The sequence below is a fragment of the Alkalimarinus coralli genome (assembly GCF_023650515.1).
Lineage (GTDB): Bacteria > Pseudomonadota > Gammaproteobacteria > Pseudomonadales > Oleiphilaceae > Alkalimarinus > Alkalimarinus coralli.
Window position 1 is genome coordinate 4,193,657 of the sequence record NZ_CP096016.1, and the last position, 13,935, is coordinate 4,207,591.

Annotated in this window: 12 protein-coding genes; 6 read left to right on the forward strand and 6 right to left on the reverse strand. The window is 45.7% G+C overall.

All coding sequences use genetic code 11. The features are described 5' to 3' along the window. Positions 1 to 246 precede the first annotated feature (246 nt). On the forward strand, positions 247 to 834 hold the full coding sequence (locus MY523_RS18825; protein WP_250656218.1) for a DUF938 domain-containing protein: 588 nt from the start codon (positions 247 to 249) through the stop codon (positions 832 to 834). Between the two features lie 41 nt (positions 835 to 875). Here MY523_RS18825 and MY523_RS18830 read toward each other — a convergent pair whose 3' ends face one another. Both MY523_RS18830 and bamJ read right to left on the reverse strand, forming a co-directional pair. Next, entirely contained in the window at positions 876 to 1,427 is a 552-nt protein-coding gene (locus MY523_RS18830) for a hypothetical protein (RefSeq protein WP_250656219.1), read from the reverse strand. An 88-nt stretch (positions 1,428 to 1,515) separates the two neighbouring features. Next, on the reverse strand, positions 1,516 to 2,148 hold the full coding sequence (gene bamJ / locus MY523_RS18835) for a BamJ family beta-barrel-assembly machinery protein (protein ID WP_250656220.1): 633 nt from the start codon (positions 2,146 to 2,148) through the stop codon (positions 1,516 to 1,518). 288 nt (positions 2,149 to 2,436) lie between these two features. Between bamJ and MY523_RS18840 the strand changes: the two genes are divergently transcribed. The 3 genes from MY523_RS18840 (at position 2,437) to MY523_RS18850 (ending at position 6,701) form a co-directional block, all read left to right on the forward strand. Next, entirely contained in the window at positions 2,437 to 3,366 is a 930-nt protein-coding gene (locus MY523_RS18840; RefSeq protein ID WP_250656221.1) for a lipase family alpha/beta hydrolase, read from the forward strand. A 142-nt stretch (positions 3,367 to 3,508) separates the two neighbouring features. After that, on the forward strand, positions 3,509 to 4,618 hold the full coding sequence (locus MY523_RS18845; RefSeq protein ID WP_250656222.1) for a lipase secretion chaperone: 1,110 nt from the start codon (positions 3,509 to 3,511) through the stop codon (positions 4,616 to 4,618). A 169-nt stretch (positions 4,619 to 4,787) separates the two neighbouring features. Further along, positions 4,788 to 6,701: an ATP-binding response regulator gene (locus MY523_RS18850; protein WP_250656223.1), complete on the forward strand. Its 1,914-nt coding sequence runs from the start codon at positions 4,788 to 4,790 to the stop codon at positions 6,699 to 6,701. On the opposite strand, the gene MY523_RS18855 is transcribed toward MY523_RS18850, so the two are convergent. Next, entirely contained in the window at positions 6,679 to 7,326 is a 648-nt protein-coding gene (locus tag MY523_RS18855; RefSeq protein WP_250656224.1) for a response regulator transcription factor, read from the reverse strand. The genes MY523_RS18850 and MY523_RS18855 overlap by 23 nt on opposite strands. A 271-nt stretch (positions 7,327 to 7,597) precedes the next feature. Between MY523_RS18855 and MY523_RS18860 the strand changes: the two genes are divergently transcribed. Beyond that, the gene (locus tag MY523_RS18860; RefSeq protein WP_250656225.1) at positions 7,598 to 9,655 is read left to right on the forward strand and encodes a TonB-dependent receptor plug domain-containing protein; all 2,058 of its coding nucleotides are present in this window, start codon (positions 7,598 to 7,600) and stop codon (positions 9,653 to 9,655) included. A 72-nt stretch (positions 9,656 to 9,727) separates the two neighbouring features. Here the strand turns inward: MY523_RS18860 and MY523_RS18865 are convergent, their stop codons facing one another. Continuing rightward, positions 9,728 to 10,492 (reverse strand): aspartate/glutamate racemase family protein, encoded by a 765-nt coding sequence (locus MY523_RS18865; RefSeq protein WP_250656226.1) that lies wholly within the window; start codon positions 10,490 to 10,492, stop codon positions 9,728 to 9,730. Between the two features lie 151 nt (positions 10,493 to 10,643). Between MY523_RS18865 and MY523_RS18870 the strand changes: the two genes are divergently transcribed. Beyond that, positions 10,644 to 11,801 carry an S-methyl thiohydantoin desulfurase domain-containing protein gene (locus MY523_RS18870; RefSeq protein WP_250656227.1) on the forward strand — a complete coding sequence of 386 codons (1,158 nt, stop codon included), beginning with the start codon at positions 10,644 to 10,646 and terminating at the stop codon, positions 11,799 to 11,801. A gap of 137 nt (positions 11,802 to 11,938) precedes the next feature. Here MY523_RS18870 and MY523_RS18875 read toward each other — a convergent pair whose 3' ends face one another. Then, positions 11,939 to 13,024, reverse strand: a complete 1,086-nt coding sequence (locus tag MY523_RS18875) for an ABC transporter substrate-binding protein (RefSeq protein ID WP_250656228.1) — start codon at positions 13,022 to 13,024, stop codon at positions 11,939 to 11,941. Further along, positions 13,021 to 13,866 carry a PhnD/SsuA/transferrin family substrate-binding protein gene (locus MY523_RS18880; protein WP_250656229.1) on the reverse strand — a complete coding sequence of 282 codons (846 nt, stop codon included), beginning with the start codon at positions 13,864 to 13,866 and terminating at the stop codon, positions 13,021 to 13,023. The genes MY523_RS18875 and MY523_RS18880 overlap by 4 nt, the downstream gene beginning before the upstream one ends. Positions 13,867 to 13,935 lie beyond the last annotated feature (69 nt).

Below are 13,935 nucleotides of genomic sequence, written 5' to 3' on the forward strand. Positions count from 1 at the left end.
GGAGAACTTTGCACGACTACTGCGCTTACAAATACAGCGTTAAAAAATGACTCAAAATGCTCATTTATTACTCATAAACTGCGCTTTTTCTTCATTTTTTGCCTTGTCTTTATTTCGCTCGTAACGTCGTGCAAAGGCCTCTAGTGATGATATTCACGCTAATGCAGCGAGAAATTAAGCATTGGCGATGTTAGGGGGAATGTTCAGTAAAATCAACATTGATGATAAGCGAGTAGTGGAGAGCAGATGAAACCGATTGCTGAAGCCTGTTTAAGAAACCAACAGCCTATTGCCGATGTTCTGGGAAATGTTTTGCGTGATGCCACAACGGTATTGGAACTAGGCAGCGGCACTGGGCAACATGGCGTATATTTGGCTGAGCGTTTCCGCCACCTGAAATGGCAACCCAGCGATTTAAGGGCGTGTTTGCCAGGAATGAAGCTATGGTGGCAAGAGGCTCAGCTGGATAACCTGTGTGAGCCCATTGAGCTAGATGTTACGCAAAACCACTGGCCGGTTGCGATGGCCTATGATGCGGTGTTTACAGCGAATACGATTCATTTTGTCGGCTGGCACATTGCAGAGGCTTTGCTAACAGGTGGTGCAAAGGCGTTAAAGCAGGGTGGTGTATTTTGTATTTATGGGCCGTTCAATGAGGGAGGAAAATATACAGGGGAAGGCAATCGTCAATTCGATAAGTGGTTAAAAGCGAGAGACCCGGATAGCGGTATTAAGGATATTGAAACGGTGCAGGATACCTTGGCCTCATTTAATTTAACGCTTAGAGAGCGACATCAGATGCCTGCTAATAACCTTATGTTGGTTTTTCAGTAGCAGGCAATGTTGAGGCCGAAGGCGGGGAAAAACAACCCTGATTAGTTATTCATATCATCACTATCCAGCTTTTCCCTTATTTGCGGGAGGTATGGCTTGATGGCTGCCTTATCTGCTGGAGAAGCATTGGACATGGACTGCATCATCGACATGGATGACTGCATCATATTCAACATCATCTCTTTTTGCTCAGGCGGAATGGATGGATCATTTTTGATCTGATCCAGTTGAGCCTGAATATCAACGTTCATATTCTCTTTTTCAATTTCCAGTGAAATCATCGCCTTGACGATTCGCATCTGGATTTCAGCCCACTCTTCCGGCGAATCAAAACCGCTTTTCTCAACCACGTCCTCTGCCTCGTCATAAAGGTTGGCGGCTTTGAGTTGGTTGATCATGGCCTCTACGGTAAATGGGTCGTTAGGGCCATCAGGTATGTCGCCAAGTGCTTCCTGGCCTTCCGCCCATTTCTGAATTTCATCAATGGAGTTGAGCCACTGTTGGATTTGCTTTCCTGTTAGAGGTTGCTCCGCAGACACCAACGAGGCAGTGAGAATCAGCAGCGCAGCGGTTATTGCTTTAATAAGTGGCATGAAAAATCTCCTTTTTTCTTTTCTTATTGTCATCTTATGCCTGAGCTAGAGTGACAGGGGTTATGAGCACTCTCAGTATAGTCAATTTTTATTCGACTATGTCGAGTAAGTTAATTTCAAACACAAGCGTGCTACCGCCGGGAATAACAGGGGGGGAACCGGCTTCACCATAGCCGATGCTGGCGGGTACTGCGATACGCCACTTACTGCCCACCTTCATCATTTGCAGGGCTTCTGTCCAACCGGGAATGACCTCACTGAGTGCAAACTCTGCAGGTTCGTTGCGTGTCACGGAACTATCAAATACCTGGCCATTAATAAATGAGCCATGGTAGTGGGTGCGTACAACCGATGTGGCGGCTGGTTTGGCCCCTGTTCCCTCTTCTATTACTTCATATTGCAGACCTGATTCAGTAACGGTGACGCCTTCTCGCTTGGCATTTTCTGCCAGAAACTGTTCGTTAAGCGCTTTAAGGTTTTTTTCCTGCTCAGCTTTGGCCGCTTTCATTTTGTCTTTAACAGCGTCATAGGCTTTGTCGAGTTCTTTGTCGTTGAGCAGACTGGGTTGACCTTCGTAGCACTGTTTAATTGCTGCTACAACCGCGTTGATGTCGAGCCCTTCGAAATTATTTTTATGCAACTGGCGACCAAATTGCCAGCCGAACCCATAACTGACTTTTTGCTCGTACGTGTCCAGCTTAATCTCACCTTTGTCGCTCATGACCTTGTCTCTCGTAAAGTGCTTGTGAATGATAGTGCTTACTAATGATAGTAATAAACCGGATTGTAATAAAACCGAGCCGTTAGCGGCGACCTATTCTAACACCGGTTTTCGAATCTGCATAAGTTGCACTTGCCTCCCTCAATCAACACCTAGCACCTCCACCAACCAACACACCTAGCACCTCCCCCAAATGGGCGATACCGTCGTGTGATCAGGCGAAATAGAATAAGCCGTTCAAATGCGCAATTTGATCACTTTAAATAAAAATAAAACATGGAGACACTAATGCGTAAACTCATGCTCACAATGATGTGCTTATCTCTTGCGATGGTCGCGTCAAACTCTCATGCCTGGTGGGGATATACAAAAACTAAATACCCCATTGTGCTGGTTCATGGTGTGACCGGGTTTGACACCCTTGGCGGCCTTGTAAACTACTTCCACAAAGTTCCATATAACCTCGAACGTGATGGTGCAAAGGTGTACACGGTGAGTGTTTCATTTGTAAACTCAAGTGAAGCGCGAGGTGAACAGCTAGCCAATTTTATATCTGGTCTGGGGGAAAGTAAGGTTAACCTGATGGCTCATAGCCAGGGCGCACCTACTTCTCGTGTAGCTGCTTCAATTGTACCGAGTAAAATTGCTTCTATTACCTCGATTAACGGCGTCAACTATGGCTCTAAAGTGGCGGATGTTGTTCGTGACATCATCCCACCAGGCTCTAGTGTCGAAGGTGGTGCAGATGCTATTGCAATAGCACTGGGGAATATTGTTGGAGAGCTCTCTTCAAGCAGCAACCCTCAGGATGGCATTGCTGCCTTGGAAACACTGACCACTCGCGGCACTATCGCACTTAATGATGCGCTTGGCTGGAAAGGCGTTAACCGTACCTATTGCAGTGGTTCTTCTGAAAACGTATTGATTAGTGGCAATAATATAAAAATGTTCTCATGGAGTGGTAAGACTCCGTGGACCAACATATTGGACCCTGCGGATGCATTTTTGCTTATTACCTCCAACGCCTTTGGTTGGGGAGAGGATAATGATGGTTTGGTTGCCGCTTGTGCGACCAAAATGGGGAAGGTTATCAGCACCAGTTACGAGCTTAACCACGTAGATGCCATTAACCACCTTTTTGGTGTCCGTTCTATCTGGACTAACCCAATCTCATTGTACCGAAGTCAGGCCAACCGCCTTAAAAACAAAGGACTGTAGTTGTTAAGGAGTGGTTGTTAAGGAGTCGTTGTTAAGGAGTAGTCGTTAAGGAAATGAGGCACTTGGCAGAGAGGCAGAGCAACACTCTCTCTGTCGCTTTTGATGGCTTTAGCAATAAAATAACAAAAATTGAGAGAGTTTAATGAACAACAAAAAGCGGATGAAAACGGTTGCGGTGTTCAGTGTGTCTGCGCTTGCCGTAGGTATTATTGCCGGTGTTGTGAGCTTTCAGCAGGGAGGAGAGGGTGTTGAGCGCGAGATCGCGGCAGCAGAGTCAAAGGCTCCTGGCCGCAATCAGTATGATAACGGGCAGCCTACGCTCAATGTTAGAGCGGCTATTCCGCATTCCCAGCCCAACCCAGTCAGTGGTTCTGAACCTATTGCAACACCGCGGCAATTACCCCGCTCATTTGCCCCTTCACTCGAGGGAACCGAGATTGATGGCCAGTTGAAATTAGATGCTGCCGGGAATCTTGTTGTTGATATTGAAGTGAAAGACTTCTTTGATTATTTTCTTAATACCGTAGGCGAAGTGACGCCAGATGTGGCCGTTGCAGAAATGCAAAAAATTGCCTCCAGTCATTTGCCTCCTGAGGCGGTTGACCAGGCAATGCAGCTGCTTGGCGAGTACCTGGCGTATAAAAATCGTGCGGTCGAATTGATGGCAAAACCGCTGCTGCCTAAAGCTCAACAAACCAAACAATATCAGATAGAGACGCTGGAAAAGACGTTTCAGACGCTCAAATCCATTCGCCGTGAAACCATGAGTGATGAAGCGGTTACTGCTTTTTTTGCTTTAGAAGAAGCATATGGAGAGTACACGCTTGCGTCTATTAAGGTTCAAAATGACGACACATTGTCTGTGGACGAGAAAGCTGCGCTGACTCAGTACTATCGGGAAAAACTGCCCGATATAGTTAGAAAGACCGAAGAAACGGTGATGGCTGACGCTGAAAAAAATCGGGCGATGCATCAGGTGATATCGTCGGGCAATGAGGAGGCCCTAAAGCAGCAATTGGCGGACGAAGGATACGCCGAAGATGTCGCCAATGAAATGATTGCTTTTCAGCAGCAACAACGGGAGTTTGACCAGCGTTACCAAGCGTACCAGTCAGAAAAACAACAACTGCTGGGGGCGGGGCTTGCTGATAAAGATCAGGCATATCAGTTGGAGTTGCTGAGAGCACGCTATTTTAATACTGAAAAAGAGCTCACTCAGGCTAAAGTAAGAGACTTAAACAGCTCGTCTTAGCTGGTGTTAAAGTTAATCGGAAATAAAGCTAGTCGGAAATAAAGTTAGTCGGCATTAAGTAAAGTGGTTCGCCTGTACCTCTTATTTATGATGCTTTTTTTGCCAGCTTGATTTATTTTTGAGCAAACCGACCAAGACCATTATGCTCAATAATAAAAAATATGCTTCTATGTCTCGTTGGATAAAAGGCCTCAATGAAGAGGATGTAAAGCGAGATCTGGCTCAAGGGTTTCGCAACCTGCGCTTTTTGCCAGCCATTGAAAAAGTGTATCAGCAGTATTACTACCAGTGGCTGACAAAACGATCCCGACCGGTGGGTTGGATCAGTTTGGCTATTTTCCTATCGTATTCTGTACTGGACTATCAGTTATTCCCTGACTTTGTTTCGCAGTGGACGATTAGCATCAGGCTGTTTTTTATCTGTCCGCTGATTCTAATATTGATATGGTTGAGCTATCAGCCTGTTAAACCCAGGCTGTTCTTTGCTTTATATAGTGGGTGCTACTTTCTTTCTGGCTTAGCGGTTATCGCCATCATTATGAGTGCTCGATTGCAGCAGGTTTATATGCCTTATGATGGATTGTTATTGCTATTAATGTACGGCTACTTTGTCATGCGGGTGCCTTTCCTTGGGGCAATATCTACTTCGTGGTTTATTTTCCTACTCTATCTTGCCGGAATCCATATCGCAGAGGTCTCGCAGCAGGAGCTGGTTTATAACAGTTTCTTCCTGATCACGGCGAATATTATTGGTGGTGTAGGAAGTTACCTTCAAGAGCACTCCCAGCGCACCCATTTTCTTGGGCAGCTGCTATTGGAATTTTCACATGCGAAAGCCGAGAGGGAGAGCGAGCAGAAAACTAAATTGGTGGCGACGGCTAGCCATGAATTACGACAGCCTCTTCATGCCATGAACCTGTTGGCAGAAAACCTTTCTACAAGGCTTAGTGAAGACGGTCAGCGAGACACCATGGGGCGGCTCCAACTGTCGATTACTCAGTTGCAAGACCTGCTTGGATCGTTATTCGATATCTCCAGATTAAGCGTGGGTGTGATAAAACCACGCAACAAAAATGTGGCGTGTGACGAGCTTCTTCATATGCTTGTTACTGAGTATCAGCCCCGGTGTGAGGCAGCGGGTATTCAGCTGGAGATACGAGAGGAGGCCAATGTGTGGGCCTATACCGACCCCTTGTTATTGACGCGGATATTACGAAATCTGTTAGAGAATGCGGTTAAACATAGTCAGGCGACGCAGGTAATAATTAGCTTGCGTAAATCTGGCGCAGGAAAAGAAGAAAGAGTTGATATTCTGGTTATCGATGACGGTATAGGTATTGCGAAATCAGAGCAGTCCAACGTGTTTAAAGAGTTCAACTCGCTCGCTCGTCATGGTTCTGGGCTAGGAGTGGGCTTGGCGGTGGTTAAACAGTTAGCAGAGATATTGGGTGGTGAGCTGAGTTTAACATCGTCGCAACATCAAGGCTGCCAGTTTTCGTTACGGCTGCCGGTTGGCCGGATAATTGCGCAAGAGATTAGTTCGAAGCACGGGAAGGCATTGGCTAAACCCGCTCAGCGTCCCTTCTGCCAAGAGCAACGCCCAAACCAGAGGAAGCGTTGCAAGCAGCTCACAATTATTGATGATGACCCTGAAATTCTCAACTCAATGTCGAGTCTGGTTAAGGGGTGGAGTTATCAGGTGGCGGCGTTCAGCTCACCTGACCAAGCCCTGAAAGCCGCCAAGGAGCATGAGACGCGGGAGGCGTTAGGGCAAACTATTGTGCCTGATGTGATTATTGCCGATTATCAGTATTTAAATGCAACGAATACCAATGGTATTGAATTGATTCGGCAACTGCGGCAGTGCTACGGGGTGCAGATACCAGCACTGTTGCTATCGGCAAGCACAGAGCTGGATCTTGAATCTGGAGTAGATGGCGATATATTGGTGGCCTATAAACCGCTAAAACCTGCAAAGTTAAAACTGATTCTGAGTCATCTGTTAGATATAAAGCACCAATATACCGTTGCTGATGAGGCCCCGGACGGTGACCCCGAAGCTATTGTAACAAGCCCAGTTTAACGGCTTTTTGCACGCACTCTGTACGGTTATGAACGTCGAGTATCTGAAACAGGGTTTTAAGATGTGTCTTCACCGTGTGCTCGGTCAGCTCTAAATGCTGGCAAATTCGTTTGTTGGGTAGCCCTTTTGCCAACAGCGTCAGCACGTCTGCTTGTCGTGCAGTAAGGCTATATTGCGTGGTCGTTGGAGTGTCGTTATCTACACTGTAAAAGTCAGGCAAACACGGCTCGCCAGCTAATATATTCTCAATGGCTGAGACTATTGCAGTGCTATTGTTGGCTTTGCTAATGAATCCTGCCGCCCCGGCAGCCATCGCTGATGAGACGTCTGAATGCTCTTCCGAGGCCGATATAATGGCGACGGGAATAAACAGCTTTTTTAATTGAATGTAACGTAACAGTGAAAGCCCTTGCCCATCAGGCAGGTTAAGGTCGAGCAAAATCAGGTCGAAATCGGTAGGTTGTGCCAATACAGACTGTGCTGCTTTAGTGCTGCCAACTGACTGCACCGTTGCAGCAGGGATTTTTTGTAGCGCGAGTGTTAGCCCCTCCAGAAACAGAGGGTGATCTTCAACAACAAGAAAACGCACTGATGCAGTGTTTTGCATCGCATTATTCGAATTCATAGTGATCTCTGATTATTTTTATTTTTTAGACGCGTTTATAAACGCTCTTAGATCAGTATATCTCGGACAGTAAAATTAAAGTGTGATAATCGTCGGCTTTATGTTGTTGTGTACCTTCTTGTCTTATTTTTTGGCAACCAGCGTATGGTATTTTGTTTTTATTGCGCACAGATACAAGCATTATTAACTGCAGATTCAAATGCATAAGCTATTATTTGATGTAGAGGTTTATTAAACAACACCTTACAAAAACACGGGGCAAGAGGCGGAAATGGGAAAGGCGATACAGGGTGACATAAGGTGTTCACTACTGGCATTACTGTTGACCAATGCGGGTGTGGCAGTTGCAGTAGAAAATGAAGTAGATGATCAGGTTTTATCTGCGCTGGAAGAGGAGGTTCTTTGGCTGCAAGAAGAGACTTATGTCACAACGGCAACAAAGACTTTGGAAGATATTAAAAAGAGTGGTGCGACTGTCTCGGTGCTGACATCTGAAGACTTGAAAAATATGGGGGCGCGAAACTTAATGGATGGGCTGAAGCGTATTCCTGGCTTTGGCATTAATAAAATTAATATAGGGTTACCATCTGTTGAGGTTCGAGGGGTTAAAACAGAATACAGTGAAAAAGTGCTTTTTCTTATAAACGGGCACCCAACCAATAACAATTTGGTTAATGGTGGAGGAACGTGGTCGTTTCACAATTTTATAGTGGACGATATTAAACGAGTCGAAATAGTCAGGGGGCCAGGCTCTGCGCTCTATGGAGCAAATGCATTTGTTGCGGTGATTAATATTATTACCAAGCGCTCTCCAGATGTTAACGGAACCATTCTATCTGCGGCCGGTGGAAGTGGCGACACTAAGAAGTTTAATGTGCTGACAGGGAACAGGGTTGGAGATGTTGATTTTGCGATCAACCTTAATGCCTATGATACCGATGGATTTGGTGAGCATGTTGAATCAGATTCTGTTGGCGCATCAGGCAATACTAATGACTGGAACGAGCGCTATGAGCTGGGCATCAATCTGGATTATGCCGGTTTATCGCTTCATGGCAAATACTTGAAACGCAATAGTGGCCCTTATGTCGGGGCTGTTAATGCACTCAATGATAACTCTGAACAGCAATATGAAGAGTATTTTGTTGAGCTGGGGTATGTCAGCTCTTTGAGCAGTAATACTAGCCTGAGTAGCAAGGTTTATTATGATCACTTTGCTTCCGATAACAACTGGGAAATATACCCCGCCGGAGCTATTCCTGCATTTCCCAACGGAATGTGGGGAAGATCTCCGATAACTCAAGAGAGAATTGGTGGCGAGGTTCAGGCAGAGCACATCTTGGGTCAGCATAAGCTGCTTGCCGGTGTTATGGCCGAGCATCAGAGCCAGTTCGATGTGCAGTTTTTTGCAAACTTTAACCCGGTTACAGGGGCCCCATTAGGCGCTATCGAGGATATATCAAATCGATGGAACTGGAATGGAAGTCACAATAGGAACATTAGTGCCATTTATCTGCAAGACATATGGGATATGCAAGAAAATGTCAGGCTGATTATTGGCGGTAGATATGATAACTATAGTGATTTTGGCAGCTCTTTTAACCCGCGAACAAGCCTTACATGGGAGTTTGTAGAAAACTATAACATAGTAGCTGTCTATGGCTCAGCATTTAGAGCCCCCACATTTGGGGAGCTTTATAACACGAATAACCCACTGATAGAGGGCAATCCGGAAGTTCAGCCTGAAGAAATTGACACCTTTGAATTAGGTGTTAACGGAGATGTAACGAAAAGATTGAACTTTCGTGTTACTGGTTTTAGAAATAATATTGAGAACCTTATTGCGGCTGCGCCTTCGGCTTCTTCATCTGCAGTTAATGTTTCGGGTAATGTGGGAAAGCTGAAAGTAAACGGTATTGAGATGGAGCTTAAGTCCAGGCTCAGAGAAGGGTCAAGTGTTGCTCTAAACTATACGTACCAATACCCGGTCAATGAGCTTACAAATGAGCGTGCCCCTGATGTGCCGTTGCACAAGGCAAACGCATCATTTAATTACAGGCACTCAAAATTCTTTAATAGTTATGTGGGGGTTCTATACAGAGGAAGCACCAGCAGAGCTGCCAGCGATCCTCGTTCAGATGTCCCTGATTCAGTGACCACCGACATTGCGCTTAACTGGCAAAACTATATAACGAACCTTGAGGTTACGGCATCTGTTTACAACTTATTTGATGTGCAGTATGAAGATGCCTCACCTTCGGGTGTAATGATATCGGACTTTCCCAGAGACGGAGTCAGCTTTATGCTCGAAGCCCGCTATAAACTGTGACTATCGGTGAATTAAACAGGTATTTATTAAAAACAAAGATAAATACCTGAGACTATGGCTATTTGCGTACAGCTAAAGCGAGCACTGGCCCGGATCAGTCACCAACTTTGCATCTGACCTGTAATAGGTTAGGCGACTTTGAGAAAGCCCACAACGAACCAGTGACTGTAATGTGCAAATTGCTGCGAATGTCGGATCAATGACAGGTGCAGGCAGCTTCATTTCTTTTAGTCCGTCTGCAACTGCGGTTACAACATCAAGCATTCCAGTACAGCCTAAGACAATCGCTTCAGCTCCATCTGACGTAATGGCTTGCTTGCTTTGTTCCAGAAGATGTTTAATTAATTTCGTTTTATCGGAAAGGTCTTTAACCGGTATGTTTACGTTTCTTATAGAAGCTAAATTGCCTGTAATACCCAAATCTCGGGCCTGAGATTCAAGCATCGAATCAACACTAGGCACGACTGTTATAATTGAAAACCTTTGTGCTATAGACATTGCCATTAATACAGCGCCATCAAACCCTCCTAGAACAGGTATATCTACCAGTTCCCTGACAACAGACACACCGGGTGAGCCAAAACAGTCAATAAAAATTGCATCGAAACCATCTTTTTCCGCTTGCTGGCTGAGCTTAATAATGTCAGCAGTATTTAAGAATTCAGCATAGCGGCTCTCGATAAAACAAGTGCCAGACTTTACGTTAATATAATCAGCTGAGAAATCAGGTGCTAGTACCTGTTCTACTTCTTGCTTTACTTCATCAATAACTTGAGTGGGAACAATAGGAATAATAACTTTAATTTTCTTTTTGTTTTCAATTGTATCTTTGGGCATTCTTTGCTCCTGTTATTTTGGTTTTCTGCTATACATCAACGTAGTGCGATACATCAAAGCAGCACTAAACATAACTGTAGTTCTCGGATAATTAATAATAGACCACTGTGAGACACTTTTACTTGAAGAATAATATGGATGGGGATCATCGATGCGTGAACTGGATAGAGATGCGGTAGAGAACATAGCAAAAGGGGCATGCTTTTTGGGAAGTGGTGGCGGAGGCCCTTTGTCAATAACCCCAGCTATTATTGACAATATCTTTAAATGTGCAGATAAAGTGGAAGTGGTTGAGATGGATGAGGTTGCTGACTCAGCTGGAATCGCTATTGCTGCAGGAATGGGGTCGCCTCAGGGTGCTACAGGTATGACATTTGATACCGCAGCATCTGTAGCCTTTAATGCAGTAGCGGATCAGTATGGTTCATTGGATTACGTTGCTGCGGTTGAAGTAGGGGCAGCGAATAGCGTTGTGCCTATGTTGGTGGCTGTTCAGAACAATATCCCTCTCGTTGATGCAAATGGAGCAGGCAGGGCTGTTCCTACTCTACCATCAACGACGTATGCTCAATCGGGCGTTCCGGCAACTCCCGCAGTCTTATCTGCTGTGGGGGTACCTGGTAATCCCACTGTCACTTGCCCGTCAGGTTATAGCGCTGAAGAAGTAGAAGACTGGGCCCAGCAGGTGCTCACGACAAACCCCAATTTCACCAAATATAATTCTGGCGCAGTGGCTCTATGGGCGTTTAATGGTAAAAAGCTTAATGAGGGTAGCGGCCCCACGGCAACGGCTGTTGGAGGTTCGCTCGAGCTAGCGGAAAGTATTGGGGGAGCTTTGGATTCTCTAACTCCTGTTGAGAGTGTGACCGAGGTTCTTAAAGGCGCGGGCCATAAATACAACTTTCTTGGGACGGGAAAAGTTATCGCCGTTAAAGAGGAGTCTGTGGGGGCGTTGGACGGAGGGCTAGTTCAGGTGTCAATGGACAGCGGAATCCTTGAACTACCCTACCTGAATGAATTCCTGGGAGCATTTAGTTGGAACACGACCAATCCGATCTATATTCTGGGGCCGGATATGATCTGCTGTATGACGCCAGATGGAGAACCACTGTCAAACCCGTCAATTAAAAGTAAATTCGAAGAAAGTGGGCCTTTTGATATGGCTATTTTTGCCATTCAGGCTTCTGAAGCGATACGAAATAAAGAGATGTTTGATCTGTTTGCGTCACACATTAAAACGCTATTTCCTGCGTTTAGTGGCGGGTATCAGCAACCTGGAACGTTAACCATGCAGTGGGCATGGACGTAAGTTAGAGTTCTGCGTTTATTGCTTATCGTTTACCGCAGGGGAACTGGCGCTAGGGGATAGCCTGGCGTCTTGCTCCCCTGCTGTGTTCACTCCCCTTCTATTCTTCCTTTCCCTCTCCCCCTATTCTCCCTCTCCCCCTATTCTCCCTCTCCTACAATGTCGTTGACTGAATCCAGCGCGTTGCTATTAAGTTCCAAGTCGTAAGCAAGAACCTTCTTCATATTAAGTGAGATGCTGCTGCCAGCAGGGTATTGAACGGATGTTTGTTCATTTCTGGCGTTTAGCAGGCTATTAGTAATCAATGCAGCTTGGCGGCCAGTTGTTGGAACATCTGCGGCAATGCTTAGTACCGCGCCCATTTCAATGAAAACAGGGTTATAGGAAAATACGGGGGTTTTGTGCTCATTTGCAGCATCAAACAGCTGCTGTGCACTTTCAGCTGAACTCAATACCGTCGAGTCCGAAACGAGCCAGAGAACATCCACTTTCTGTAAAAGGGCGTTTGCTTGCTCAAGGGTATTCGCTTCTGAACTCACTTCCTCTCCTATAATCTGAATTGATAGTTTGTTTGCGGCCTGTGACGCATCTTTCAGTAGCTTGCGGTTATTGGCACTATACAGTACACCGACTTTTTTTATCGCCGGGAAAAAGTGCTTGAACCAGGTGAGTTGTGCTTCTGGTGGTACTTCACTAGCCACCCCATAATAGTTAGGTTGATTAATAAAGCGGCGCCAGTTCAAGACGGAGCTGAAAATGACCGGTGTTTCAGGGTCGATATAATCTATAGCACCCAGCGCCTTAGCGCCTATACAGTATATTGCATCATAATGATGCTGATTTAACATGTCTTGCAGGGTATCTATTGGTGCATTGTCATGATGCAGGTCGACAGTATTAATAGATAGCGTGCTTTCCCAGGCTAAATTTATTGTTTCAATAAATGAGGCTTGCGATACGCTGTAGCGCTCCAATGAGCGGTTTGTGTTGATAACAAGGATCTTTTTTATACCGGGCGATTCATTTTTACCCTTATTGAGGTTTGACCCCAGATTCTGAGTGCACGATACCAGCAATAACGCCATCGATAACAAGAGTATACGGCTCAATAGCTCGATCACGGCGTGCCTGTTACCGCCCGTATTGCTCTTATCAATACTGCTGCGATAGTTATCGTCATCGCTGTGGTAGCGACCAGTCCGTATATTATTTGGCCTCAAGTTCATTGCTTTGGCCTCCCATCCTTGTTTGGTTTTTTGTCTACCTGTTGCCAGCCATTCAGCCCAAGAATATTAAGTGCTTGTTTTCCCTTACGACTTTCACTCATATTGCCCAATGTGTTAATGGCTTTAGCTTTGAGTGGGGTTAGCTCTTTATGGTAGACCACGAGCAGGCGCTTTAGTGGACGGCTCTCTCCGAGAATGTGCAGTTGTTGATACTGATTGGTATACAGTGTCGATAACGTCTCAAGGCTTAACTCAGTTGCCAGCGCGGCATCTGCCAAGCCAAAGCCGACGGCCATCAGTGCGTCGATGTCCTTTGGCACAATAAGAAAGTTTGGTTTAGCCAGTGTCTGTGGCGTTTGATTAGGGTATATATCTGACAGAATGGATCGAGACAGCGGGCGAGAACCGGATGTTGCGATGGTCATCGCTTCAATAGTGGCGTCAGCTTTTCGGGCAACAAGGAATTTGCGGTAGGTGTTGCTGCCGTTTTTAACGCCTCTCAGTGCCGCTGAGGTTGGGTTTAAGCCATCTTGCAGTTGCTCATAGTGCCAGTTAGATATCATGAAAACCGCATTCAGGTCGTTAACTATCAGCGCTTCAAAGGTTTGCCTGTTATCTACGGGTTGAAACTGGAATATCCCTTGTTCTTGCAGATATTGGTCAAATGCGGTTTTCAATACCACATTACGGGTTGTATTAATTTCCGGATTGTAGAAATATATCGTCAGGCTATCTTGGCTTAGCCCAACAGACGGCAGTGCTGCCAGCAGGAGTGCCAGCAACGCGCAAGCCGCAGCCTTATACCGCAGGCGGGATATTTTCAGTCTAATCGTGCTGAACAAGTTTAGTCTTCTTATTATGGTTTTTTAGTCTATGATGTAATCAGTTTAGGCTATTTTGGTCGGTAGTTG

Excerpts from the sequence above, each read along its gene's own strand:
- MY523_RS18825 (WP_250656218.1), top strand. The coding sequence starts at position 247 with ATGAAACCGATTGCTGAAGCCTGTTTAAGAAACCAACAGCCTATTGCC.
- MY523_RS18830 (WP_250656219.1), bottom strand. The coding sequence starts at position 1,427 with ATGCCACTTATTAAAGCAATAACCGCTGCGCTGCTGATTCTCACTGCC.
- bamJ (WP_250656220.1), bottom strand. The coding sequence starts at position 2,148 with ATGAGCGACAAAGGTGAGATTAAGCTGGACACGTACGAGCAAAAAGTC.
- MY523_RS18840 (WP_250656221.1), top strand. The coding sequence starts at position 2,437 with ATGCGTAAACTCATGCTCACAATGATGTGCTTATCTCTTGCGATGGTC.
- MY523_RS18845 (WP_250656222.1), top strand. The coding sequence starts at position 3,509 with ATGAACAACAAAAAGCGGATGAAAACGGTTGCGGTGTTCAGTGTGTCT.
- MY523_RS18850 (WP_250656223.1), top strand. The coding sequence starts at position 4,788 with ATGTCTCGTTGGATAAAAGGCCTCAATGAAGAGGATGTAAAGCGAGAT.
- MY523_RS18855 (WP_250656224.1), bottom strand. The coding sequence starts at position 7,326 with ATGAATTCGAATAATGCGATGCAAAACACTGCATCAGTGCGTTTTCTT.
- MY523_RS18860 (WP_250656225.1), top strand. The coding sequence starts at position 7,598 with ATGGGAAAGGCGATACAGGGTGACATAAGGTGTTCACTACTGGCATTA.
- MY523_RS18865 (WP_250656226.1), bottom strand. The coding sequence starts at position 10,492 with ATGCCCAAAGATACAATTGAAAACAAAAAGAAAATTAAAGTTATTATT.
- MY523_RS18870 (WP_250656227.1), top strand. The coding sequence starts at position 10,644 with ATGCGTGAACTGGATAGAGATGCGGTAGAGAACATAGCAAAAGGGGCA.
- MY523_RS18875 (WP_250656228.1), bottom strand. The coding sequence starts at position 13,024 with ATGAACTTGAGGCCAAATAATATACGGACTGGTCGCTACCACAGCGAT.